The organism is Flavobacterium glucosi (assembly GCF_048286535.1).
Classification (GTDB): domain Bacteria; phylum Bacteroidota; class Bacteroidia; order Flavobacteriales; family Flavobacteriaceae; genus Flavobacterium.
In genome coordinates this window covers 390,909-414,788 of sequence record NZ_JBLVPK010000004.1, presented here as the reverse complement: position 1 = coordinate 414,788, position 23,880 = coordinate 390,909, and the positions used below count along the sequence as shown (strand labels likewise).

The following is a 23,880-nucleotide window of genomic DNA, read 5'->3' as shown; positions in this document are numbered from 1 at the left end:
TTAATCTGAACTTGTCTGGGATTGTCAAAATTTGTTTTGATAGGAGCTATTTCCAGCTGTACACTATATCTTTTATATCTTGTTGAAAAAACAAGATACAAAAGGATGCCGTTTCCATCTGGGCTAGGCACTCGTGTTAAATAATGCATTTGCAGTTTAAACATGACAAAATAGCATTAAATTGCTTTTGGAGAAGTTTTTGAATTTAGAGTTATATATAAAACGTTACAGGATTAATGGAAAAGCATTTTAAATTTACCAATTCAGTTGTCGGACTGCCTCTTTTTTTTGTGGTATTCTTGTGGTTTGTTTTTTGGCTCGAGATTCGTTTTGATTTTGACTTTGTAAAAAATGGTATTTATCCAAGAACTTTTTCAGGGTTGCAAGGGGTGTTTTTTAGTCCATTCATTCATGCTGATATGGAACATCTTTATAATAATTCGATACCTCTACTAATTTTATTGGCAGCTTTACAGTTTTTTTATCCAGATCAATCGATAAAAGTTATTGGATACGGAATTTTAATATCGGGATGTATTACTTGGGTTATTGGGAGAGATAATTACCATATAGGAGCAAGCGGATTAATTTATGTTCTCTTTAGCTTTGTTTTTTTTAAAGGCATACAAACTAAATACAATCGATTGGTTGCCCTTTCTCTTGCGGTGATAATTGTGTATGGAGGTTTGGTTTGGTATGTTTTTCCTAGCCCTGAGATAACAGGTAACAAATCTATTTCTTGGGAAGGCCATTTGGGAGGATTACTCACGGGATTTTTTCTTTCCCTGGTTTATAAAACTCCGGAGTATAAAAAACTCATTAAATATGATTGGCAAAACCCAGGTTTTGACCCTTCAGAAGATAAATTTATGCAACGTTTCGATGCCAATGGGAATTTTGTAAATATCCCAAAAATCGAACAAAATGAAGAGGATCGGGAATTAGAAACGTATTATGCTTCCATTTTTCCAGTGGAGTATGAGATTGTCACAAATGAAAAAAATGAACCAAAACCGGAGTCTTGATTCATTTTAATCAAAAGTTTATTGCGTATAATTATTTAAAAATCTAAGATCGCTGTCTCACCGCTTCATATAAAAAAGCACCACAAGCCACCGATACATTCAAGGAACCAATGGTTCCAAACATAGGAAGCTTTGCCTTCTCATCAACAATTTTGAGAACTGATGGGTTTACACCACGGTCTTCAGATCCCATAATTATTGCAACAGGTTCGTTTAAAGAAATGTCATAGATGTTTTGATCTGTTTTCTCCGTTGCAGCAACAGTTTTTATACCACTAGCTTGCAAAAGAAAAATAGCATCTTTGATGTGTTCTACTTTACAAATTGGAATGTTGAAAACGGCTCCAGCAGATGTTTTTACAGTATCGCCATTAACAGGAGCTGATCCTGCTTTTTGAACAATGATTCCATTTACTCCAGTACATTCGGCAGTTCTGATTATAGCACCAAAATTGCGCGCATCCGATATTTGATCTAATATTAAAAATAATGGTTTTTTACCATTTTCGATTACCGATTCTATTAGCGATTCCAAATCAAAAAAAGAGATAGGGGATATAGTAGCCACAGCGCCTTGATGGTTATTAGGTGTTAGTCGATTTAATTTTTCAACTGGAACATATGAAAAATTGATGTTACCACGTTTCATCACTTTCATTAAGTCTTTCATTAGTTCGCTGCTCGCTTCCTTTTGAATATAGACTTTGTCCACTGTTGCGCCTGCTTGTATAGCTTCAATTATCGCTCTAATCCCAAATATTTGATGTTCTTTTTCCATGGTGCAAATCTAAGTAAAATGTATGTAAAAAAAAAACCATCAGTGAGAGCTGATGGTTTTAAAATAATTTTAGAGATAATTAGAATTTATCCCAGAAAAGTTTTGTTGTTTGTTTATCACCGCCTATTGCAGCAGCAGCAGCAGTGTAATTTACTTTGTTTAAGTTTTGTTCGTTAATAGGGTACGTATATCTTGTTGGGACAGGATCTTCAGATACAGCAGGCAAGTTAAAACCAGGAAAATCATAAGTTCTCCAAGCAGTCCATGCTTCGTAACCTCTGTTGTACATAGCTAACCAAAGTTGCGTTCCTATTTTTACTTTATAAGATCCTGGTGCTGTTGCGTAATTAACATTTGGATTTAGTAAATAAGCGGCTACGTTAGGAGCTCCCCAATAGTCAAATGATGCTGTAATACCTTTGTTGTAAAAATTAGCTGCTGTAGCAGGTGTACCTGATATAGAACGTTCCGCAGCGTCAGCCAAGTAAAAGCATACTTCTGAATAATCCATTAAAGATGCAGGATTAGTAGGGTCAATTATTCTCGCACTTACGTGCGTGTATGATGAAAAAGCATTATTATCACCGTAAGGTCCACCTTCATAAACTCCAACTCCTAAATTCTGATCAAAGTAGAAAGGTCTTCTTGGATCATTAAGAGCATTCATTTTATCTACTAATGTATTAGCAATCACAAAATCTGATCTTCCAGATTGTACTAAATCAACCCAAACAGGATTGGTATTAGGTGTTGCACTAGAATAAGCTAAATCAGCATTATCATCATTTGATGTAAATACACCTCCACTAACAGCTGATTTAATTGCCGCTGTTGCTTGAGCTGTCATTGTTGGAACATCGGCAACTCGTAGTCCCATTCTTAGCAATAATGAATTACCGAATTTTTTCCAATTAGCTGTATTTCCTCCGTAAATATTATCAGCTGCTCCAAAACCGTTATCGGATAAATTTGGAATAGCAGCAGTTAAGCGCGTCAGTAAATCACCGTAGATAGTCGCCGCGTCATCATATTTAGGTAATACAAATGCACCTGCATTCAACGCTTGACTGTAAGGAATATTTCCAAATGTTTCAACCATTTGTGCCCAAGTGTAAACTGCCAATATTTCAATTTGAGCATTTCTCGTCTTTTTGGTTGCTGCCGATATGCTAGTGTCTGCATCATTATTAGTTTTTGCAGTTGCTAAATCCAATAATACATCTCGGTACATTTCAGACCAATGATTTTGTGGGATATTACGAGTATTGAAATCATAATTTGCTTCATCTACGTAAGTGGTCTCAGTCCAATGTTGACCTAGCATCCTAAAGATATTTGTATTAACATTGGTACTGGTCATCTGATCAAACAAACTTTTTGTTGCAGCATTGAATGAAAAATCTGAACTGACCTGAGTAGGATTCTTTGGATCTCTATTTTTATCTTCATATATGTCATCAGATTGACATGATACCATTAAAGTAATAATAGTTAATGTTGTTAATATTATTTTTTTCATAATTTAATTTTTTAAAACTGTAGTTTAAGACTCGCTCCGACTTCTCTTATAGATGGATAAGCTCCCGATTGGTATCCTTGAACATTTCCAGAACTTAGACCAGCTTCAGGATCTGCATATGGGGTACTTTTATCGATAATCCATAGATTTCTTCCAATTAAAGATACAACAATATTAGTGAAAGGTGAATTTTCTAAGGTTTTAGGATTAAAATTGTAAGATAAACTTGCTTCACGTAATTTTACATAACCCGCATCATAAACGTGAAGTTTATTAGGAGCTCTGGCGTAACCCCAGGCAGTTGTATAAACACTTCCATTAGCTCTAACTGCATTTGGTGTTCCATCAGGAGCAACACCTGGTAAAATAAATCCACCACTAGTAGCCCCATAATTTCCAGGTGTTCCAACAATTGGATTTCTAACAGGGTTTCCTAAATCATTATCAGCAGCTGAGAAGTCGTACATACCTGTTGCATAACCATACCATGTATCAAGAGAGAAAACATCTCCACCTTTTTGCATGTCAATTAAGAAGCTTAAATTAAAATTTTTGTATGTAAAACTATTATTAAGTCCTGCTTTCCAATCAGCATTGATATCTCCAATAACTATGTTACTCGCACCTGTTCTTTGATACGTACCAATTCTAGATCCGCTTCCTGTCTGATTAACTATTGGTTGGCCATTTTCGGCATAGATAAAATCACTACCTCTAATCGTTCCGTAAGGCTGTCCAGGTGTTGCATTAATAGAAACACCACCTTGTAATGATGCTAATTGCAAGTTTTCGATACCATTCAATAATTCAACAACTAAACTTTTATTTTGAGACCAGTTTAGATTTAAATCCCATTTAAAATCATTCGTTTTTAATGGTGTTGCATTAATCTGAACTTCAAGACCTTTGTTTTCGATAGTACCTGCATTTAAGACCGCAGAGTTATATCCAGTAGATGTAGATAATGGAATACCTGTAATTTGGTTAACATTTAAATCGTTGTAATACGATACATCAAACCCAAGACGTCTTTTAAAGAAGGCCATTTCTAAACCAAATTCATAACTTTTTTGTCTCTCTGGTAAAAGGTTCAAATTGTTTTGAGCACCAGGATTTGAAGCAATACCAGTTCCATTAAATGGAGTGCCAATATCAAATGTATTAAAAACTCTATAAGGACTAGTATCGCTACCTACTTCAGCATAATTGGCTCTTAATTTACCAAATGACAACCACTCTGCATTAATATATTTAGAGAAAACTAAACTTCCAGAAACTGAGTAATAACCGTATCTGTTGTTAGCTTTCGGCAAATTAGAAGAACGGTCAGTTCTATATGTTCCCTCCAGGTAAGCAAAATCATCATAACCTAAACTTGCTCTTATATACGCACCGTCAACCATACTATTTGCATCGTACTCATTAGGGGCGAGAATTGGGCCAACACTATTTGAAAGTGAATACAAACGAGATTTGTTTAGACCTCCGTTGGTAGCCGCGAAAATGCTGTTTCTAATATTGTTTCTTACATTGTAACCAATGTTTCCTTCTACATTTAATTTTTCAGTTATATCTTTATTGAAATTTAACATTAAATCATAATTGTATTCGGCAACATTATTGTTGTATCTTGAATATTTAGATACATCTGCACTTCCAACATTTGTTCTTTCCTCTTGCAATTCAGCATAGGTGTCAAAAGAGAATCTTCCCAGTATGCTCAACCAATCAGTTAACTTATCATCTAAAGCTACATTACCAAAGTATCTTGATCTTGTATCTGTCTGATAATTTTCATAGAATGTCCAGTATGGATTGTCAGAGTAAATCGGTCTTAAATTGGTAGGAGAATTAGGATTCCAAGAGATGTTTTCTCTTGTAAGAAAATAAGCAGCTTTTTGTTCGTCGAAATCAACATTCATTTGATTCCATTGTCTAAATTGTTGCATCACGTTCCCAGCAGAATAACCTGTACCGTTTCTACCTTTTCCATCAGTTTTAACAAAGTTGAAACTTGCTGAAGCTTTTAATTTTTCAGTTAAATTATGTGATCCTGAGAAAGAGATAGTATTTCTTTTAATACCACTGTTTGGTAAGCTTCCTTCTTGTAGTAAGTTAGTAAAACCTAATCTAAATGAACTTTTTTCATCTCCACCATCTAATGAAACAGAGTTTACAGCAGTACTTCCAGTTCCCCATACGGAATTTGGAGTTGCTTTACCAGCTACCCAGGGAGTCGCTTTTCCGAAAGTTTCAGTTAATTGAGGATAAATAGAATTCCATTGGTACACCAATAAAGATGGGTTAAATGCAGCTCCATAAGAGGCATCTTCAGTAAAAGGAGTTGTTAAATCATCAACGCCGTCTCCATTGATATCAGCCAAATTGAAGTAGCCATCAGCAGAATCATAATAAGGACCATAACCTGCTCCGTATTTGTTTTGATACCTTGGTAAAGTTTCTTTGTCTGCAGTTCCTAGCGTTAAACTTGAACTGATAGTAATTCCAATTCCTTTTTGAGTTTTACCTTTTTTGGTTGTAATCATTACAACACCATTAGAAGCCCGAGACCCATAAAGTGCCGTTGCAGCAGCTCCTTTTAAAACGTTGATCGATTCGATATCATCAGGATTCATATCAGACGCAGCATTACCGTAATCATAACCACCTCTACCTGATTGTTGATCACCTGTATTTGAGTTACTGTTGTCTATTGGCACACCATCAATAACAAATAAAGCTTGGTTATTACCTTGTATTGAGTTGTTTCCTCTGATAACAACTTGCGTAGAGCCACCTAAGTTACCTGAAGTTTTAATCTCTAAACCAGCAACTTTACCAGATAGGGAGTTTACAAAGTTAGAACTTTTCACTTTGGACACAGCGTCACCTTTAACTTCTTGTGTAGCATAACCAAGAGATTTTTTTTCTCTTTTTATACCCAAGGCAGTCACAACAACACCTTCAAGTTCCAATGCATCACCTGCTAATTTAATATTTACAGTTGTTGAACCAGCAGATATTTCTCGTGTAGCCATTCCAATGTAGCTAAAAACCAAGATTTGACTTGGAGTGGCTCTGATTGAATATTTTCCGTCAAAATCAGTTTGTGTTCCATTTTGCGTTCCTTTTACTAACACACTTACACCCGGTAAAGGCAATCCTGCGTTATCAGAAACAACTCCTGTAACAGCTCTTTCTTGCGCAAAAGTAATCTGCGCCACAAGTACTACTAATAGCACTAAGAATCCATTAAACTTTAGTTTCATTTTTTAATATTTTGAATTAGTATAGCAAACGTCTTAATAATTTGTTAACTTTCCTAATATTTAGAGTAATATTTATTTATTAAGTATAAAAATTAATTATAGTTAATATTTAGTATTAAAAAGGAATGGATTGAAATCAAATATTTGAACAATTCCGAGCGGATGTTATCTTTTATTGGACTTTTTTTTATAATCCTCTACTCGCTATAGCCAATTTCGTCAGTCCGTTTTTAGTTGTAAATCCCGATACATGAGCAATGCCAAGTAAAGTGTCTTTTAATTTCGCACTTTTGTCATGATCATTAACGGGATCGAATAGTAATTTAAATCAAGTGATTGGCGGTAGTATTTTAAAAGAAAATAGGGGAGGGAATTGACTTATAAATTATTTCCTGAAAAGCCGCCGATGGAATTTATCTCTCTTTCAATTACTGAATTTATTTAATAGTATAAATGTCACTTTGTGAATTATGTTTTTATTATAAATATCTCTGAATCAAAAATATTTGTGGTATTGGTACTTGTTTGTTTCATAGAATTGTTTCTTGTATTTCTTTTACAATTCAATTTTAAACAAAAAAACCATCCCGAATTAGGATGGTTTTTTAATAGGAGTATTAGGAATAGATTAGTTTCTGTCCCAAATCAATTTAGTGGTAAGCAAATCACCACCAATGTTTGAAGAGGCTTCCTGATAGTTCTCACCATTTAACTGAGCCGAGTTTACCGGGTAATTTAAACGTGTTGGCATTTCGGTCAAATTATTTAAGGCCTGAAAAATATAAGTTGTTTTTCCATCAAATGGAATGTTTAGATTATATGAGTCACCAGGTTTCAAAATGGTGTTAGGAAATCCTGTTCTTCTGTATTCAGCCCAAGCCTCCGTAGGTTGCATATAAAGTGCTATGTATTTTTGAGTCAATACATTTTCTTTCGATGCCACAGGCAAGTTATCTAAATATTTTTCAATTTTTTCATCTGTTACTCCCCATCGGTCCATCGAAGCGGTAATTCCTTTAATGTAATTACTTTGATTCCAATTGTTGTTTTCGGCCAATAAAAATTCAACTTCAGCATATTCCATGAAGTATTCTGTATAATCAGTTTTGAGAATATTGGAACTAAACAGCGAAGTGTTCGCTAATTGTGATGGAGCTAATGCGCTAGGAATTCCGTATGGCATTCCAATATATTGACTCAAGTCTTCACTTTCTGTATAGTTTCCGCTACCTACATTAGGTAAAGTGGCCGTAATAGGAGCTGCGTATTTTTGCAGTCTTGGATCAGCACTGTTGTTTCCTAAATTTCCTTTTAACAAGTCAACGAAAGTATTTGAAATCGTAAAATCGTTTCTGTTGTTTATAAAGAAAGCAATGTACAAAGGGCTAGGATTAATAGTGTTGTTTTCATACGTCAGTCCAACATTGTCAGCATTTGAAAGCATCACTCCTGAAGTGATTGCACTAGCAATATGATCCTCGGCACCAGGAATTATTCCTTTAACTCTGTTTGCAATTCGCAATCTTAAAGAATTAGAGAATCTTTTTAGTTTCTGTGCATTTCCTTGAAAAAGTTGATCTCCTCTTGTGAAAACCACTCCTGTAAGCACAATCATTTCCGAAGCTTCTTTTAATTCTTTTAAAAGATCGGCATAGATTTTTTCCTGACTGGCATATTTGGCTTTCAGTATACCTTTGTCTAACTGTAAGGCCTGAAAATCTGGATCGCTATTTCCATAGGAATAATAAGGAATATCGCCGTAGGTATCTACTAATTGGGAAAAAGTATAGGCTAGCATTATTCTGGCCGCTGCAATTTGATTATCATTATTTCCATAAGCTGACATTTCATCTTTTGTGGCCGGATTTACATTCAAATCTATAATTGATTTGTAGTTGTTGGCTGCCAAATAATAGGAATTGTACAAAGCTGTATTGGATTCTTGTCTGAATTGGAAACGATCTTCCTCTGTATAATTTCTTTGGGCCGAATATTGAACCCATGGTAGGGCTATTCTAGCGGAAGAAAATGGGCCTCTTGTTCCGTCCATAATAGCTTTATTCGCATAGTTGAATATTCCGTAGGTGGGTACAGCTTCCGGTCTGTTTGGGTCGATGTTGATTTCTTCTAAATCAGTGGAACAACTTGCGGTTACAAGTATGACAATAACTGATAAGGCGGATATAATTCTTTTTTTCATAATTTTTTTATTAGAATTTAAATTCTACGTTCATTCCATAAGTTCTTGTAGAAGGTAATGAACCCCCTTCGATACCTTGGGTGTTTCCACTTCCATAAGAAGCCATTTCTGGATCCATTCCGTCCCAAGCCAATCCCCATGCAAATAGGTTTCTTCCATAAAGAGATAGCTTAATACTGCTAAAAGGGCTTTCTCTTTTGATAGGTAAACTATATGAAAAGGAAACTTCTCTTAATTTAATGTAATCCGCATCAAAAACATTTTGAGCATCTACGGTATTATAGTGTGCTTGTGCCCAAGTTCGAGCATTGATGTTCTGTGTGTTTGGTGTTCCATCTGCCAAAACTCCATCTACTACAATTCCGTTTTCTCTTATTCCGTTTGCAGCAGAATTTTCGAGCATACCAGAATAAGTTCCCCACATGTGAGTCGTTGAGAAATAGCTTCCTCCTTTTTGGATGTCAACTAATACATTCAAACTAAAGTTTTTATAACGGAAAGCATTTCTTATTCCCATATTATAATCAGGAATAATAGATCCAAGAGACTTTTGTTCAGAGGCTACGTAATTTCCATCAGCTCCAACCAGTTTATTTCCATTGTTGTCGTAAACAAAGTCGGTCCCGTAGAGTTGTCCGTATTTTTCTCCCACAACAGCTAATAATCTTGCTCTAAATGGCCCTTGTGCTAATTGTAAACTGCTTACATCTTGGTATAGTTCGACTAGTTTGTTGTCATTTTTAGCAAAGTTCCAAGTAATATCCCAGTTAAAATCTTCCGTTCGTATCGGATTAATATTTAAAGTAGTTTCAATACCTCTATTTTGTAATTTACCAGCATTGATCAATTTAGAAGTGAAACCTGTGCTGCTTTCCACTTGAATAGGTGTAATTAAATCAGTTGTGATTACATCATAATAGGATACATCTAGATTTACTCTTTTTTTGAATAAACTTAATTCGACACCTATTTCTTTGGTGGTTTTCAATTCAGGTACTAAATCGGCATTATTAGAGCTTAATGCACTGCTGTATCTTGGATCGCCTTGAAAAGGAGTATAGGTATCGGCATAATTTTGAAGTCGGTAAGGTGTAGTGCTGTTTCCGGCTTGTGCCCATCCTGCTCTAAGTTTACCAAAGTCAAGCCAATCAATATCTGTCAATTCAGAAAAAACAAAACTACCGGTTGCAGAAGCATAATTTACAGATTCGGTTGTGGTACTGAACCAGTCATTTCGATCCGTTACTTCGAGGAATAACATATTGTCGTATCCAATAGAAGCAAAGCCATAAAGACTATTGGTTCTCATAAACTGCTGTTCATTAGTCGCTCTGGCTTGTTCGGCACTGTTAGATAAGTTATACAGTCCGGGTAATACTAGACCTCCAACAGATTGTCCGCTTATGGAGTTGAAGGAGTAATTTCTTCTGTTAGCACCCAAAAAGGAATTAATACTGAATTTTCCTAATTTTTTATCATAATGTACTCGGCCTTCATAGTTATAATCACTTAAAGTTCTGGTCATATCGGTGTAACTTGATTGTGCTTGAGAGCCAATGGCTACTCTTTCACTTACTCTGAAATTATAAGTGTCAGCATACAAATTACCGACTACATATAATTCTGGAGTGATGTTGTAAGTCAATTTTGCATTACCATAAAGTCGGTTTCTTTTGTCTTCGGATGTGTTTTCGTTTATAGTCCAATAGGCATTATCAGAATAATTTGGTGTTGCATTGTCAAAACCAATTCTGTTCCAAGTCCTTTGATCTCCATTAGCTAATTTGTAGTCTTTTAATTCATTGTAATCCAACTGTCTTTGACCCCATTGAAAGAATTTTTGTCCTAAACTGTTGTCGCCATATCCTTGTTCCGGTCGGTTAAAACCCTGTGTCAATGCATAGGTTGCCATGGCTTCCACTTTGAATTTGTCCGTTATTTTAGTACTAGCGTTGAACGAGAAAGTGTTTTTAGCCAGTGTGCTATTTGGCACAATACCTTCAGAGCTTTGATTAGCATAAGAAATCCGGATGTTTGAATCTTCTGTAGCTTTCATGAAAGAGATCGAATTGTTGCGAGTTACTCCTGTTCTAAAAAAAGAACGTACATCGTTCGTTGGGGCTACCCATGATTTTTCTTTCAGATAATCATTAGAGAATTCAGGATCAAAAGCATTCCAAGGTAAATATTTTAAATTGGCATCATATTTAGGTCCCCAGCTTTCATCTGTAGCATAATCAGCTATATTGTAATTGGTTCCGCCTATGTTAGCTGTTCCAAAAGTAGAAGAATTACCTCCCCCATAGGAATTTTGAAGGGTTGGCATGATATTTATCGATTCTAAAGTAATTCCAGTATTGAATTCAATTACACCTTTTCCTTTTTTAGCTGATTTTGTGGTGTATAAAATGGCACCATTACCAGCTCTGTTTCCATAAAGTGCTGCTGCTGGACCTCCTTTTAATACCGTTACAGATTCGATATCGTCTGGATTAATATCCGCAGAAGCATCACCATAATCTCTACCTCCGGCACCTCTTTCTGTATTGGAATCGTTATAATTACCATTGTCTAAAGGAATACCATCTACTACTATTAAAGGTTTGTTTTCTCCTGTAACTGATCCAATACCTCTCATTATGATTCTTGATGATCCACCCATTGTTGATGGCGCGACAATCTGGAGACCAGCTACATTTCCTGAAAGAGCAGTAAGGGCGTTATTTTGACCGCCTTCATTTAATAGGTCGCCTTGTACTTCCTGTGTTGCGTATCCTAGTGATTTTTTTTCTCTTTTTATTCCAAGAGCAGTTATGACTACACCTTCAAGTTGAACTGCATCCTCTTTCAGTTTGATTGTTAAATTGGTTGTTGAAGCCAAGACTTCCTGATTAATCATGCCTATATAGGAAAAAACCAAAATTTGTTGTGGGGAAGTCATGATTTGAAATTTACCGTCAAAATCAGTTTGAATTCCGTTCGTGGTTCCTTTAACCAGAACGTTCACTCCTGGAATTGGCATTCCACTTTCGTCGGAAACAAGCCCAGATACTATTCTGTCTTGTGCAAATGTGACTTGCGAAATCAGTGCTATTGCCAGCACTAAAAAATTGTTAAACATTAATTTCATATTAAATTATTTTGAATTAGTTTCTCAAACTTCTTAATAATTTCTTAATATTCCTAATAGATACCTGTTAAATGTTGAGAATAATTCAGTAAAATCAATAATTATTGTTAATTATTCAATGTTTTTATTCAAAAAATATAAAGTATAAAATACATTTAGTCTTAAAAAAAAACACATTCAGTAAATAATTATTATAATTATTTACTGAATGTTTATATGTGTTTAAAATAATGTTATTTATGTTTTTTGTATTTTTTATTTTGGCAATGGATGAATAATTAAAGTTTCTTAAGTGGTTTTCTTTATTAATAAAGAAGGTTAAAAACCTAGAGTTCTTGTTAAGAAAGACATAAGTATTATGATAGAGGGAGGTATTTTTTTTTGAGTGTTGACTTTAGTCCATCTTCTAATTGAAATTAGAATAAGGTTAATAAAATCAGGTGATTTTTGGGATATAATTTATTTTCATTGTAATTAAAATTTAACTTTATAAGAGATGTGAATAATAGTGTTGTAAATTTCAATTTGTTGGTTTTGGGTGTTGCCATTTGCAGCAGCAAATTTTAATAAGCCATTTTTTGTTTGTAGTCCAAATCCAAGTCCTATTCCTAGCAGTTTTTCAGTGTTGTCGGTTTGTTCAAAACGTGATTTGTTCTTATAAATACAGTAATCTAGGATGGAGTGGACATAGAGATTGGGAGAGAGTATATACCTGTATTCTGTAAGAATTGAGGTTGTGAAATAAGCTTGTAAGCTGTTTTCTGCAAATCCTCTTACACTGTTGAGTCCTCCAAAACGGAAAAGTTCATTTTCGATATATTTATTGCTTTGTAAATAATAATTCTGGCTATTTATATTTATTATATTTTTTTTGCTCAAGTTAAAGTTATGGTTAGCCTGAATGTTTAAAAAAAACTGATTGCTTTTTGTTGTGTTTTCTGACTGATTGTTGATTTCCCGTTTTCCTGTTCCGGCAGTTATAGCGAAAATGGATTTTATTGGAAAAATAAAACTAGTTAAGTCTAATTTAGTGTAATTAAAGGTGGAGGTTAAAAAGGAATTATTAAAATCACTTATCAAAGTCTCGGCTGAATTCTGAATGTCACTTGATTCAGTTTTTTGGTATCCTATGTAAAATCGTGTATTGTAATTGGTAAAGTAGCTTAAGTCAATTGCTGTTTTTGTGTTTTGGAAGGTGCTGTCTTGTCGGAATAACTGAATTTGTGCTTTTAGTCCTATAGGGGTTTTGAATAAATAGGGCAATTCAATGCTGGCGTTAAAAGTTTTTTGGTCGTTTCCGTCGCTTTTCCAATAAACGGATAATTGTTCTCCAGAACCCAAGATGTTTTCTAGTTTTACGTCTAAGTAACCATTTAGGGTTATTTTTTTATTCTCATTATTGGAAAACCCAATAAAACCATCAAATGTATTCGATTTTTTTTTCTCCAGATATACGTAAACTTTCGTCGTGTCTTTTGTAAATAAAATCTCGGGATATTTTACCTGGTTAATAAATCTAAATTTTTCAAAATCAGTATAAATTTCTTCTAGGATTTCTTGATTAAAAATGCTGTTTTTGTATTTTCTGTTGATTTGTGCTAAAGGTCCACTAGGAAATGTTTTTGATCCGTTGTTTTCTGCGTAATTTATTGTGATCGAGTTTAGTATTCTTTTTTTATCCGATTCTAACTTTAAATCAGCATAAATCTCGGTATCAATTCTTTTAATGTTTGTTAGTTTTAGTCTAGCTAATGCAAACCCGTTTTGCTCTAGTTTTTGAATAACTTGCTTTAGAAAAGAATTGATTTCTGTGTAAGGCAATGTTAAAGTATCTTTTTTACTGATGTCAGACAAGCTGCTAAATTGATTATTTGTACCTATATATATATGTATTGATTTTATTTTTTTTCCTATTGAAAAATTGGCGACAAAACTAGAGTCTTTTTTTTTTGTGAATTCCAGCGTGGCATTATCTATGTATCCTATTTCGGCTAATTTTTTAGAAACTCGAATCAGCTCTTCGTTGATCGATTTTGTGTTTTTGTGTTCGGAGTTGTATTTTAAAGAGTCTATGGTTTTTGTTTCTACTGAATTGCGTCCGTTTATTGATAACCGAAAATTTTGCGCAGATGAATTAAGGCAAAAAACTATAAGGAATAGTAAAATTATAGTGGATTTCAAATGAGTAAGTGTTTTTAATAAAAGTAACGCAAATATCTAATGTTTGTGATAAAAATCAAATGATAAAATAATCTTATTGAAAATTAATAGATTAACGTTTGTAGAGTAAAAAATATTTTCTACATTTGCAACCCCGTAAAAAGCGGGAATTTAATATAATAAGAAATTTTTAGTATTAATTATGCCAACAATTCAACAATTAGTAAGAACAGGAAGAACTCAGATAACTAAGAAGAGTAAATCGGTTGCTTTAGATTCTTGTCCTCAAAGAAGAGGGGTTTGTACGCGTGTTTACACTACAACACCAAAAAAACCAAACTCTGCAATGCGTAAAGTAGCGCGTGTACGTTTGACAAATGGTAACGAAGTGAATGCTTACATCCCTGGTGAAGGACACAATTTACAAGAGCACTCGATAGTATTAGTTAGGGGTGGAAGGGTAAAAGATTTACCAGGAGTTAGATATCACATCGTTCGTGGTGCACTTGATACGTCAGGAGTAGCAGGAAGAACGCAAAGAAGATCTAAGTACGGAGCAAAACGCCCAAAAGAAGCAAAAAAGTAATTTAAAAAGTTATTTCTTATAGGGATGTGATTAATCACAGTTGTATGGGTATGACATTTTATTAAAAAAAAGACATGAGAAAAAGAGCGGCAAAGAAAAGACCACTTTTACCAGATCCAAGGTTTAATGACCAACTGGTAACACGTTTTGTGAACAACTTAATGTGGGATGGAAAAAAATCGACAGCGTTTAAAGTATTTTATGATGCAATTGACATCATTGAGTCTAAAAAACAAGATGCAGAGAAACCATCATTAGAAATTTGGAAAGATGCGTTAACCAATGTTATGCCTCACGTAGAAGTGCGTAGTCGTAGAGTAGGTGGTGCTACATTTCAAATTCCAATGCAAATTCGTCCAGATAGAAAAATTTCTATGGCGATGAAGTGGTTGATACTTTATTCTAGAAGAAGAAACGAAAAATCAATGGCTCAAAGGTTAGCTTCAGAATGTTTAGCTGCGGCTAAAGAAGAAGGAGCTGCTGTTAAAAAGAGAATGGATACTCACAAAATGGCAGAAGCTAATAAAGCATTCTCTCACTTTAGATTTTAATTCTTAAGAAATGGCTAGAGAACTTAAATATACAAGAAACATAGGAATTGCTGCTCACATTGATGCTGGTAAAACAACAACAACGGAGCGTATATTATTCTATACTGGAAAATCACACAAAATTGGTGAAGTACACGATGGTGCTGCAACAATGGACTGGATGGCACAAGAGCAAGAAAGAGGTATTACAATTACTTCTGCTGCTACAACTTGTGAATGGAATTTTCCAACTACTCAAGGTAAAGTTTTACCTGAAACATTGCCTTACCACTTTAATATTATCGATACACCGGGACACGTTGACTTTACAGTTGAAGTAAACCGTTCTTTGCGTGTGCTTGATGGTTTGGTTTTCTTGTTTAGTGCTGTTGATGGTGTTGAGCCACAATCAGAAACTAATTGGAGATTAGCAGATCAATACAGAGTACCACGTATTGGTTTCGTTAATAAAATGGATAGACAAGGTTCTAACTTTTTGATGGTTTGTCAACAAGTAAGAGATATGTTGAAATCAAATGCAGTTGCGATCACTTTGCCTATTGGTGAAGAAAATGATTTCAAAGGTGTTGTGGATTTAGTTAGAAACCAGGCTATTGTTTGGGATGAAGAAGGTATGGGAGCAACTTACGAGATTGTGCCTATTCCAGAAGATATGCTTGACGAGGTTAAAGAATACAGATCGATTCTTATTGAGGCAGTTGCTGATTATGATGAGACTTTGCTTGAAAAATTCATGGAAGATGAAAACTCTATTACTGAGGAAGAAATCAACATTGCATTGAGAGCAGCTGTAATGGATATGGCTATCATTCCTATGATTGCTGGTTCTTCTTTTAAAAATAAAGGAGTTCAATTCATGTTAGATGCAGTATGTAAATATTTGCCATCTCCAATGGATAAAGAGGGTATCGAAGGGATTCATCCTGATGATGCTGAGTTATTAGAAGAAGATCAAACTAAAATATTGCGTAAGCCAGATGTTAAAGAGCCATTCGCTGCTTTAGCGTTTAAAATTGCTACTGACCCATTCGTAGGTCGTTTAGCTTTCTTCCGTGCTTATTCAGGACGTTTGGATGCAGGTTCTTATGTTTTGAACACACGTTCAGGAAACAAAGAAAGAATTTCTCGTATCTACCAAATGCATGCCAACAAGCAAAACCCAATCGATTATATCGAAGCAGGTGATATTGGAGCGGCAGTTGGTTTTAAAGATATTAAAACTGGAGATACATTGTGTGATGAAAAACACCCAATCATTCTTGAGTCAATGAAATTCCCAGCACCGGTAATTGGTATTGCTATTGAGCCTAAAACTAAAGCTGACGTAGATAAAATGGGTATGGCTTTGGCTAAATTGGCGGAAGAAGATCCTACATTTACTGTTAGAACTGATGAGGCTTCGGGTCAAACTATTATCTCAGGTATGGGTGAGCTTCACTTAGATATCTTGGTTGATAGAATGAAACGTGAATTCAAAGTTGAAGTAAATCAAGGTGAGCCTCAAGTTGAATACAAAGAAGCATTTACAAAATCTGCTCAACACAGAGAAACTTACAAGAAACAATCTGGTGGTCGTGGTAAATTCGGTGATATCGTATTTAGACTAGAGCCTGCTGATGAAGTTGATGGTAAAGCTCCTGTAGGATTGCAGTTTGTTAATGCTGTAAAAGGTGGTAACGTTCCTAAAGAATATATTCCATCTGTAGAAAAAGGTTTCAGAGAAGCTATGAAAACAGGTCCTTTAGCAGGATACCAAGTTGATAGTTTGAAAGTAACTTTATTAGACGGATCTTTCCACCCAGTGGATTCTGATGCACTTTCTTTTGAGCTTGCAGCAAGAATGGGGTATAGAGAGGTAGCTAAAGCAGCTGGTGCTGTTATATTAGAGCCAATCATGAAAATGGAAGTGATTACACCAGAAGAAAACATGGGGGATATCGTAGGTGATATCAACCGTCGTAGAGGTCAGGTGAATGATATGGGTGATAGAGCTGGTGCAAAAACCATCAAAGCAGATGTGCCATTATCTGAAATGTTTGGATACGTTACTACGTTGAGAACACTTTCTTCAGGTAGAGCAACATCTACTATGGAATTTTCACACTACTCTGAAACGCCTTCTAATATTTCAGAAGCAGTTATCAAAAAAGCAAAAGGAAACGCATAATCTTTAAGAAAATGAGTCAAAAAATCAGAATAAAATTAAAATCTTACGATCACATGTTGGTAGACAAGTCTGCTGAAAAGATCGTAAAAACGGTAAAAAGTACCGGTGCAGTTGTTACAGGACCAATTCCATTGCCAACTCACAAAAAACTTTTTACAGTGCTACGTTCTCCACACGTTAACAAAAAAGCGAGAGAGCAATTCGAAGTAATGTCATACAAGAGATTAATTGACATTTATTCATCTTCATCTAAAACTATTGATGCCTTGATGAAACTTGAATTGCCTAGCGGTGTTGAAGTAGAGATCAAAGTTTAAATAGCTTACTAGTAAGAAAAGGACGCTGTTTTTAATCGAAAATTATTTTTTTGGTTTGTGTGTAAATAAGTTATACATTTGCACCCACTAAAAAAATAGGAATCGGTTAAAAGCTGCGTTCTATATTTATATTTAATAATTAATAATTAATAATTATGTCTGGGTTAATTGGTAGAAAAATCGGCATGACTAGCATTTTCGACGAGAACGGGAAGAATATTCCTTGTACAGTAATCGAAGCTGGACCATGCGTTGTTACCCAAGTCAGAACCAAAGGTGTTGACGGGTACGAAGCGTTGCAACTTGGTTTCGATGACAAAAACGAGAAACATTCCACAAAAGCGGCTTTAGGTCACTTTAAAAAAGCGGGAACTGTAGCTAAGAAAAAAGTCGTTGAATTCCAAGATTTCGCAACAGAACAAAAATTAGGAGATCTTATTGATGTTTCTATTTTTTCTGAAGGAGAATTTGTAGATGTACAAGGTGTATCTAAAGGTAAAGGTTTTCAAGGGGTTGTAAAACGTCACGGTTTTGGTGGTGTTGGTCAAGCAACTCACGGTCAACACAACCGTTTAAGAGCGCCAGGTTCTGTAGGAGCTTCTTCTTATCCATCTAGAGTATTCAAAGGAATGCGTATGGCTGGAAGAATGGGAGGAGACAATGTAAAAGTTCAAAACCTTAGAGTTTTAAAAGTAGTGGCTGATAAGAACCTACTTGTTATAAAAGGATGTGTTCCTGGTCATAACAACTCTTACGTAATCATTCAGAAGTAATGGAAGCAAAAGTATTAGATTTCAACGGAAAAGATACTGGAAGAAAAGTTCAACTTTCTGATTCAGTATTTGGTATAGAACCAAACAATCACGCAGTATACCTTGATGTAAAGCAATATCTTGCTAATCAAAGACAAGGAACGCACAAAGCTAAAGAAAGAGCTGAAGTTGCGGGAAGTACGCGTAAGATTAAAAAACAAAAAGGAACTGGTACAGCTCGTGCGGGTAGTGCAAAGAATCCATTGTTTAAAGGTGGTGGAACAGTTTTCGGACCAAGACCAAGAAGTTATTCATTTAAATTGAATAAAAACTTGAAGCGTTTGGCAAGAAAATCTGCTTTCTCAATCAAAGCAAAAGAGTCGAACATTATCGTACTTGCAGACTTTGAATTTGAAACACCAAACACTAAAAATTTCATTAATGTTTTGAAAGCTTTAGAGTTAGAAAATAAAAAATCCCTGTTTGTGTTGGGTGATGTAAATAAAAATGTATATTTGTCGTCACGCAATTTAAAAGGCTCTAGTGTGGTAAGTAGCTTAGAATTAAGCACTTACGCTATATTAAACGCTAATAATTTAGTGCTTTTAGAGAGTTCTTTAGAGATAATTGAAGAAAATTTAAGTAAATAATAGGATATGAGCATCATAATTAAGCCTATAGTAACAGAAAAAGTAACCAAAGAAAGTGAAGTTTTAAACCGCTTCGGATTCGTAGTTGACAAAAAAGCAAACAAAGTACAAATTAAGAAAGCTATTGAAGCTGCTTATGGAGTAACTATTTTGAGTGTTAACACGATGAACGTAAGACCGGACAGAACTACAAAATACACTAAAAGTGGTTTAATCAGTGGAAAGACTAATGCAATTAAAAAGGCAATTGTTCAAGTACAAGAAGGACAAACAATTGATTTTTACAACAATATCTAAGATAAAATGTCAGTAAGAAAATTAAAACCTATTACCCCAGGTCAGCGATTTAGAGTTGTGAATGGTTATGACGCCATTACAACTGATAAGCCGGAACGCTCTTTGATAGCGCCGATAAAAAACTCTGGTGGTAGAAATAGTCAAGGAAAGATGACCATGCGTTATACGGGTGGTGGTCACAAGCAGAGATATCGTATCATTGATTTTAAACGTACAAAAGAAGGAATTCCTGCTACGGTTAAATCAATTGAATATGATCCAAATCGTACTGCATTTATCGCATTATTGGCTTATGCTGATGGTGAGAAAACGTATGTTATTGCTCAAAACGGATTGAAAGTTGGTCAGAAATTAGTTTCTGGTCCAGAATCTCAACCTGAAATTGGTAATACTTTACCTTTAAGCAGAATTCCGTTAGGAACTGTAATTTCTTGTATCGAATTGAGACCAGGACAAGGGGCTGTAATCGCTCGTTCGGCTGGAACATTTGCTCAATTAATGGCAAGAGATGGAAAATATGCTACAATTAAAATGCCTTCTGGGGAGACAAGATTAATCTTGTTGACGTGTTCGGCTACAATTGGAGCAGTTTCTAATTCAGACCACCAATTAGTTGTATCTGGTAAAGCAGGTAGAACAAGATGGTTAGGAAGAAGACCTAGAACAAGACCTGTTGCAATGAACCCTGTCGATCACCCAATGGGTGGTGGTGAAGGACGTTCTTCTGGTGGACATCCACGTTCAAGAAATGGAATACCAGCTAAAGGTTATAGAACTCGTTCTAAGAAAAACCCGAGTAACAAGTATATCGTAGAACGTAGAAAGAAATAATAAGATATGGCACGTTCATTAAAAAAAGGACCTTTCGTTCATTATAAGTTAGACAAGAAAGTTCAAGAAAACATTGCTGGTGGAAATAAAGGAGTTGTAAAGACATGGTCTAGAGCTTCTATGATTACTCCAGACTTTGTTGGACAAACAATCGCAGTTCATAACGGTCGTCAATTTGTACCAGTTTACGTAACAGAAAACATGGTAGGTCACAAATTAGGAGAATTTTCACCAACTAGATCTTTTAGGGGTCATGCTGGAGCAAAAAATAAAGGTAAAAAATAAGAAGCAATGGGAGTTCGTAAAAGAGAAACAGCAGATGCGAGAAAAGAGGCTAATAAGTCTATTGCTTTCGCAAAATTGAATAACTGCCCTACTTCACCTAGAAAAATGCGCTTAGTAGCGGACTTGGTAAGAGGTCAGAAGGTAGAAAGAGCACTAAACATCTTAAGATTTAGTTCTAAAGAAGCTTCAAGAAAATTAGAAAAATTGGTTTTATCTGTAATTGCCAACTGGCAAGCAAAAAACCCTGACGCTAATATGGAAGAAGCAGGTTTATTTGTTAAAACGATTACAGTAGATGGTGGTATGATGTTGAAAAGACTTCGTCCAGCTCCACAAGGTCGTGCGCACAGAATAAGAAAACGTTCTAATCACGTAACAATCGTGCTTGGATCTATTAATAACACACAAGCAATTTAATACAAGATGGGACAAAAGACAAATCCAATTGGAAATAGACTTGGTATCATCAGAGGATGGGACTCAAACTGGTATGGTGGAAATGATTACGGTGATAAACTTGCCGAAGATCACAAAATCAGAAAGTATATCCATGCTCGTTTATCAAAAGCTAGTGTATCAAAAGTAATCATCGAGAGAACTTTAAAACTTGTAACCGTTACTATCACTACTGCAAGACCAGGTATCATTATCGGGAAAGGTGGACAAGAGGTAGACAAGTTAAAAGAAGAACTTAAGAAAATTACTGACAAAGAGGTTCAAATCAACATCTTTGAAATAAAAAGACCTGAACTTGACGCGTATCTAGTTGCTACAAGCATCTGTCGTCAAATCGAAAGCAGAATTTCTTACAGACGTGCAATCAAAATGGCTATTGCTGCTTCAATGCGTATGAACGCTGAAGGTATCAAAGTTTTGATTTCTGGTCGTTTGAATGGTGCAGAGATGGCACGTTCAGAAGGTTTCAAAGAAGGTAGAGTTCCTCTATCAACTTTCAGAGCTGATATTGATTATGCTTTGGCTGAAGCGCATACTACTTATGGTAGAATGGGTATCAAAGTGTGGATCATGAAAGGTGAAGTTTATGGAAAGAGAGATCTTTCTCCACTTGCTGGAATGGACAAAAAACAATCTGGTGCTGGTGGTAAAGGTGGTGATTCTCCTAGAGGAGACAGAAAACCTTTTAACAAAGGTGGAAAGCCAGACGCTCGTAAACGAAAGTAAATTTTTAAACTAAAGAAAAATGTTACAGCCTAAAAGAACAAAATACCGTAAGGTACAAAAAGGTAAAATGAAAGGAAATTCTCAAAGAGGACATGAACTTTCTAATGGAATGTTTGGTATTAAATCTGTACATGAAGATGGAATGTTCTTAACCTCTCGTCAAATTGAAGCTGCACGTATTGCTGCAACTCGTTTCATGAAAAGAGAAGGACAATTATGGATCAAAATATTTCCAGACAAACCTATCACTAAGAAACCTCTTGAGGTACGTATGGGTAAAGGTAAAGGTGCAGTTGAGTATTGGGCTGCCGTTGTTAAACCCGGAAGAATTATGTTTGAAGTTGGAGGAGTACCTTTGTCAGTTGCAAAAGAGGCGTTACGTCTTGCAGCTCAAAAGCTTCCAGTAAAAACTAAATTCGTCGTTGCTAGAGATTTCGAAGCATAATTTATATTATATTATGAAACAATCAGAAATAAAAGATCTTTCTGCAGCGGAGTTGCAAGAAAAACTTAGCCAGACTAAGAAGGCATATGCCGACCTAAAAATGGCTCACGCTATTTCTCCAATTGAGAACCCACTTCAAATTAGAAGTGTAAGAAGAACAGTTGCAAGATTAGCTACGGAACTTACTAAAAGAGAGTTGCAATAATTGTAATCTGCTGAAAGATGGAAGAAAAAAGAAATTTAAGAAAAGAAAGAGTTGGTGTTGTTACTTCAGACAAAATGGATAAATCTATTGTTGTTGCTGAAGTGCGTAAAGTAAAACACCCATTATACGGTAAGTTCGTGTTGAAAACTAAAAAGTATCACGCACACGACGAAAAGAACGACTGCAACATTGGAGATACTGTAAGGATTAGCGAAACGCGTCCTATGAGTAAAACAAAATGTTGGAGGTTAGTTGAAATCTTAGAAAGAGCTAAATAATTATGGTACAACAAGAATCAAGACTAAAAGTAGCAGATAACACTGGAGCAAAGGAAGTTTTAACTATCCGAGTTTTAGGAGGTACCAAAAGAAGGTATGCCTCTGTTGGTGACAAGATTGTAGTTTCTATCAAAGATACTGCTCCTAACGGAAGCGTTAAAAAAGGAGCTGTTTCAACTGCAGTTGTTGTACGTACCAAAAAAGAAGTGAGAAGAGCCGATGGTTCATACATTAGATTTGATGACAACGCATGTGTGTTATTAAATGCTGCTGGTGAAATGAGAGGAACTCGTGTTTTTGGTCCGGTAGCAAGAGAACTTCGTGAAAAACAATTCATGAAAATTGTATCATTAGCACCAGAAGTGCTTTAATTCGTTTTTAAGATGATAAAGCTAAAAATAAAATCAGGTGACATTGTAAGAGTAATAGCTGGAGACCATAAAGGTGCTGAAGGTAAAGTTTTACGTGTGTACCGTGAGAAAAACAAAGCGATTGTTGAAGGTGTAAATATGGTTTCAAAACATACGAAACCTAGTGCAAAAAGCCCTCAAGGTGGTATCGTAAAGAAAGAAGCTTCTATACAAATATCTAATATTTCTTTAATTGATCCTAAAACTAAGGAAACAACTAGAGTTGGTATTAGAGTAGAAGGAGATAAGAAAGTAAGATTTTCAAAAAAATCTAATCAAGTACTATAGTAATGGCGTATATACCTAGACTAAAAGAAGAATATAAGAGCAGAGTAATTGCTGCTCTTAAAGAGGAATTCGGATACGTAAACGTAATGCAAGTTCCAAAATTGGAAAAAATCGTTTTAAGTAAAGGAGTTGGTGCAGCTGTATCTGATAAAAAACTAATCGACTATGCAGTTGATGAGTTGACAAAGATCACTGGACAGAAAGCAGTATCTACAATTTCAAAGAAAGACGTTGCGTCATTCAAATTGAGAAAAGGGATGCCGATTGGAGCAAAAGTTACTTTACGTGGAGAAAGAATGTATGAGTTTTTAGATAGACTTATTACTTCTGCATTACCGCGTGTAAGAGATTTCAGTGGTATTAAAGCTACTGGTTTTGACGGAAGAGGAAATTATAACCTTGGAGTTTTGGAACAAATCATTTTCCCAGAAATTGATATTGATAAAGTAAACAAAATTTCAGGTATGGATATTTCTTTTGTAACTACTGCAAAAACAGATAAGGAAGCAAAATCATTATTGGCTGAACTAGGTTTACCTTTTAAAAAGAATTAAG

General features: G+C 35.2%; 24 protein-coding genes. 18 read left to right on the top strand and 6 right to left on the bottom strand.

Going from position 1 to position 23,880, the window contains the following annotated elements:
* Nucleotides 1-236 precede the first annotated feature (236 nt).
* Nucleotides 237-1,025, top strand: coding sequence for a rhomboid family intramembrane serine protease (locus ACNQGD_RS10070; protein WP_417997029.1), 789 nt, complete (start codon nucleotides 237-239; stop codon nucleotides 1,023-1,025).
* A gap of 43 nt (nucleotides 1,026-1,068) precedes the next feature.
* Here ACNQGD_RS10070 and rlmB read toward each other — a convergent pair whose 3' ends face one another.
* From rlmB to ACNQGD_RS10040, 6 genes are all read right to left on the bottom strand, one after another.
* Nucleotides 1,069-1,803 carry a 23S rRNA (guanosine(2251)-2'-O)-methyltransferase RlmB gene (gene rlmB, locus ACNQGD_RS10065; RefSeq protein ID WP_035668140.1) on the bottom strand — a complete coding sequence of 245 codons (735 nt, stop codon included), beginning with the start codon at nucleotides 1,801-1,803 and terminating at the stop codon, nucleotides 1,069-1,071.
* A gap of 79 nt (nucleotides 1,804-1,882) precedes the next feature.
* A complete protein-coding gene (locus ACNQGD_RS10060) occupies nucleotides 1,883-3,322 on the bottom strand; it encodes a SusD/RagB family nutrient-binding outer membrane lipoprotein (protein ID WP_417997028.1) in 1,440 nt (479 codons plus the stop codon).
* An 11-nt stretch (nucleotides 3,323-3,333) separates the two neighbouring features.
* On the bottom strand, nucleotides 3,334-6,591 hold the full coding sequence (locus ACNQGD_RS10055; RefSeq protein WP_417997027.1) for a SusC/RagA family TonB-linked outer membrane protein: 3,258 nt from the start codon (nucleotides 6,589-6,591) through the stop codon (nucleotides 3,334-3,336).
* Nucleotides 6,592-7,219: 628 nt separating this feature from the next.
* Nucleotides 7,220-8,791: a SusD/RagB family nutrient-binding outer membrane lipoprotein gene (locus tag ACNQGD_RS10050; protein ID WP_417997026.1), complete on the bottom strand. Its 1,572-nt coding sequence runs from the start codon at nucleotides 8,789-8,791 to the stop codon at nucleotides 7,220-7,222.
* A gap of 10 nt (nucleotides 8,792-8,801) precedes the next feature.
* Nucleotides 8,802-11,921: a SusC/RagA family TonB-linked outer membrane protein gene (locus tag ACNQGD_RS10045; protein ID WP_417997025.1), complete on the bottom strand. Its 3,120-nt coding sequence runs from the start codon at nucleotides 11,919-11,921 to the stop codon at nucleotides 8,802-8,804.
* A gap of 474 nt (nucleotides 11,922-12,395) precedes the next feature.
* On the bottom strand, nucleotides 12,396-14,102 hold the full coding sequence (locus ACNQGD_RS10040; RefSeq protein WP_417999180.1) for a BamA/TamA family outer membrane protein: 1,707 nt from the start codon (nucleotides 14,100-14,102) through the stop codon (nucleotides 12,396-12,398).
* A gap of 181 nt (nucleotides 14,103-14,283) precedes the next feature.
* Between ACNQGD_RS10040 and rpsL the strand changes: the two genes are divergently transcribed.
* From rpsL to rplE, 17 genes are all read left to right on the top strand, one after another.
* Complete coding sequence (rpsL, locus tag ACNQGD_RS10035) at nucleotides 14,284-14,667, top strand: 30S ribosomal protein S12 (RefSeq protein WP_007136570.1); 384 nt, start codon at nucleotides 14,284-14,286, stop codon at nucleotides 14,665-14,667.
* A gap of 74 nt (nucleotides 14,668-14,741) precedes the next feature.
* Nucleotides 14,742-15,218 (top strand): 30S ribosomal protein S7, encoded by a 477-nt coding sequence (rpsG, locus tag ACNQGD_RS10030; RefSeq protein ID WP_035668130.1) that lies wholly within the window; start codon nucleotides 14,742-14,744, stop codon nucleotides 15,216-15,218.
* Nucleotides 15,219-15,228: 10 nt separating this feature from the next.
* Nucleotides 15,229-17,385: an elongation factor G gene (gene fusA / locus ACNQGD_RS10025; protein WP_416846622.1), complete on the top strand. Its 2,157-nt coding sequence runs from the start codon at nucleotides 15,229-15,231 to the stop codon at nucleotides 17,383-17,385.
* 11 nt (nucleotides 17,386-17,396) lie between these two features.
* On the top strand, nucleotides 17,397-17,702 hold the full coding sequence (rpsJ, locus tag ACNQGD_RS10020) for a 30S ribosomal protein S10 (protein WP_011963470.1): 306 nt from the start codon (nucleotides 17,397-17,399) through the stop codon (nucleotides 17,700-17,702).
* A 155-nt stretch (nucleotides 17,703-17,857) separates the two neighbouring features.
* Nucleotides 17,858-18,475, top strand: coding sequence for a 50S ribosomal protein L3 (rplC, locus tag ACNQGD_RS10015; protein ID WP_099713444.1), 618 nt, complete (start codon nucleotides 17,858-17,860; stop codon nucleotides 18,473-18,475).
* The gene (gene rplD / locus ACNQGD_RS10010) at nucleotides 18,475-19,104 is read left to right on the top strand and encodes a 50S ribosomal protein L4 (protein ID WP_417993332.1); all 630 of its coding nucleotides are present in this window, start codon (nucleotides 18,475-18,477) and stop codon (nucleotides 19,102-19,104) included. Before rplC ends, rplD begins: the two co-directional genes overlap by 1 nt.
* A gap of 6 nt (nucleotides 19,105-19,110) precedes the next feature.
* A complete protein-coding gene (gene rplW / locus ACNQGD_RS10005; RefSeq protein ID WP_073018945.1) occupies nucleotides 19,111-19,401 on the top strand; it encodes a 50S ribosomal protein L23 in 291 nt (96 codons plus the stop codon).
* A gap of 6 nt (nucleotides 19,402-19,407) precedes the next feature.
* Nucleotides 19,408-20,232: a 50S ribosomal protein L2 gene (gene rplB / locus ACNQGD_RS10000; protein ID WP_059114053.1), complete on the top strand. Its 825-nt coding sequence runs from the start codon at nucleotides 19,408-19,410 to the stop codon at nucleotides 20,230-20,232.
* A 6-nt stretch (nucleotides 20,233-20,238) separates the two neighbouring features.
* Nucleotides 20,239-20,517 carry a 30S ribosomal protein S19 gene (gene rpsS / locus ACNQGD_RS09995; RefSeq protein ID WP_007136562.1) on the top strand — a complete coding sequence of 93 codons (279 nt, stop codon included), beginning with the start codon at nucleotides 20,239-20,241 and terminating at the stop codon, nucleotides 20,515-20,517.
* A 6-nt stretch (nucleotides 20,518-20,523) separates the two neighbouring features.
* Nucleotides 20,524-20,934, top strand: coding sequence for a 50S ribosomal protein L22 (rplV, locus tag ACNQGD_RS09990; RefSeq protein ID WP_007136561.1), 411 nt, complete (start codon nucleotides 20,524-20,526; stop codon nucleotides 20,932-20,934).
* A 6-nt stretch (nucleotides 20,935-20,940) separates the two neighbouring features.
* Nucleotides 20,941-21,699, top strand: coding sequence for a 30S ribosomal protein S3 (gene rpsC / locus ACNQGD_RS09985; protein ID WP_282717549.1), 759 nt, complete (start codon nucleotides 20,941-20,943; stop codon nucleotides 21,697-21,699).
* Between the two features lie 19 nt (nucleotides 21,700-21,718).
* Entirely contained in the window at nucleotides 21,719-22,144 is a 426-nt protein-coding gene (gene rplP / locus ACNQGD_RS09980; RefSeq protein ID WP_007803637.1) for a 50S ribosomal protein L16, read from the top strand.
* Between the two features lie 13 nt (nucleotides 22,145-22,157).
* On the top strand, nucleotides 22,158-22,349 hold the full coding sequence (gene rpmC / locus ACNQGD_RS09975; protein WP_035668115.1) for a 50S ribosomal protein L29: 192 nt from the start codon (nucleotides 22,158-22,160) through the stop codon (nucleotides 22,347-22,349).
* Between the two features lie 17 nt (nucleotides 22,350-22,366).
* Nucleotides 22,367-22,627 (top strand): 30S ribosomal protein S17, encoded by a 261-nt coding sequence (gene rpsQ, locus ACNQGD_RS09970; RefSeq protein ID WP_039110222.1) that lies wholly within the window; start codon nucleotides 22,367-22,369, stop codon nucleotides 22,625-22,627.
* A gap of 2 nt (nucleotides 22,628-22,629) precedes the next feature.
* A complete protein-coding gene (gene rplN / locus ACNQGD_RS09965; RefSeq protein ID WP_026717863.1) occupies nucleotides 22,630-22,998 on the top strand; it encodes a 50S ribosomal protein L14 in 369 nt (122 codons plus the stop codon).
* A 12-nt stretch (nucleotides 22,999-23,010) separates the two neighbouring features.
* The gene (rplX, locus tag ACNQGD_RS09960) at nucleotides 23,011-23,325 is read left to right on the top strand and encodes a 50S ribosomal protein L24 (protein WP_035668111.1); all 315 of its coding nucleotides are present in this window, start codon (nucleotides 23,011-23,013) and stop codon (nucleotides 23,323-23,325) included.
* A gap of 2 nt (nucleotides 23,326-23,327) precedes the next feature.
* Nucleotides 23,328-23,879 (top strand): 50S ribosomal protein L5, encoded by a 552-nt coding sequence (gene rplE, locus ACNQGD_RS09955; RefSeq protein WP_131917005.1) that lies wholly within the window; start codon nucleotides 23,328-23,330, stop codon nucleotides 23,877-23,879.
* Nucleotide 23,880: the final 1 nt, after the last annotated feature.

Bases quoted from the DNA above. Each gene is read 5' to 3' on its own strand.
- ACNQGD_RS10060 (WP_417997028.1), bottom strand. From the start codon at position 3,322: ATGAAAAAAATAATATTAACAACATTAACTATTATTACTTTAATGGTA.
- ACNQGD_RS10070 (WP_417997029.1), top strand. From the start codon at position 237: ATGGAAAAGCATTTTAAATTTACCAATTCAGTTGTCGGACTGCCTCTT.
- rplB (WP_059114053.1), top strand. From the start codon at position 19,408: ATGTCAGTAAGAAAATTAAAACCTATTACCCCAGGTCAGCGATTTAGA.
- ACNQGD_RS10055 (WP_417997027.1), bottom strand. From the start codon at position 6,591: ATGAAACTAAAGTTTAATGGATTCTTAGTGCTATTAGTAGTACTTGTG.
- rplP (WP_007803637.1), top strand. From the start codon at position 21,719: ATGTTACAGCCTAAAAGAACAAAATACCGTAAGGTACAAAAAGGTAAA.
- rlmB (WP_035668140.1), bottom strand. From the start codon at position 1,803: ATGGAAAAAGAACATCAAATATTTGGGATTAGAGCGATAATTGAAGCT.
- rplW (WP_073018945.1), top strand. From the start codon at position 19,111: ATGAGCATCATAATTAAGCCTATAGTAACAGAAAAAGTAACCAAAGAA.
- rplX (WP_035668111.1), top strand. From the start codon at position 23,011: ATGATAAAGCTAAAAATAAAATCAGGTGACATTGTAAGAGTAATAGCT.
- rpsL (WP_007136570.1), top strand. From the start codon at position 14,284: ATGCCAACAATTCAACAATTAGTAAGAACAGGAAGAACTCAGATAACT.
- ACNQGD_RS10050 (WP_417997026.1), bottom strand. From the start codon at position 8,791: ATGAAAAAAAGAATTATATCCGCCTTATCAGTTATTGTCATACTTGTA.
- rpsQ (WP_039110222.1), top strand. From the start codon at position 22,367: ATGGAAGAAAAAAGAAATTTAAGAAAAGAAAGAGTTGGTGTTGTTACT.
- rplN (WP_026717863.1), top strand. From the start codon at position 22,630: ATGGTACAACAAGAATCAAGACTAAAAGTAGCAGATAACACTGGAGCA.
- rpsC (WP_282717549.1), top strand. From the start codon at position 20,941: ATGGGACAAAAGACAAATCCAATTGGAAATAGACTTGGTATCATCAGA.
- ACNQGD_RS10045 (WP_417997025.1), bottom strand. From the start codon at position 11,921: ATGAAATTAATGTTTAACAATTTTTTAGTGCTGGCAATAGCACTGATT.
- fusA (WP_416846622.1), top strand. From the start codon at position 15,229: ATGGCTAGAGAACTTAAATATACAAGAAACATAGGAATTGCTGCTCAC.
- rplV (WP_007136561.1), top strand. From the start codon at position 20,524: ATGGGAGTTCGTAAAAGAGAAACAGCAGATGCGAGAAAAGAGGCTAAT.
- rpsS (WP_007136562.1), top strand. From the start codon at position 20,239: ATGGCACGTTCATTAAAAAAAGGACCTTTCGTTCATTATAAGTTAGAC.
- rpmC (WP_035668115.1), top strand. From the start codon at position 22,158: ATGAAACAATCAGAAATAAAAGATCTTTCTGCAGCGGAGTTGCAAGAA.
- rplD (WP_417993332.1), top strand. From the start codon at position 18,475: ATGGAAGCAAAAGTATTAGATTTCAACGGAAAAGATACTGGAAGAAAA.
- rplC (WP_099713444.1), top strand. From the start codon at position 17,858: ATGTCTGGGTTAATTGGTAGAAAAATCGGCATGACTAGCATTTTCGAC.
- rpsJ (WP_011963470.1), top strand. From the start codon at position 17,397: ATGAGTCAAAAAATCAGAATAAAATTAAAATCTTACGATCACATGTTG.
- rplE (WP_131917005.1), top strand. From the start codon at position 23,328: ATGGCGTATATACCTAGACTAAAAGAAGAATATAAGAGCAGAGTAATT.
- rpsG (WP_035668130.1), top strand. From the start codon at position 14,742: ATGAGAAAAAGAGCGGCAAAGAAAAGACCACTTTTACCAGATCCAAGG.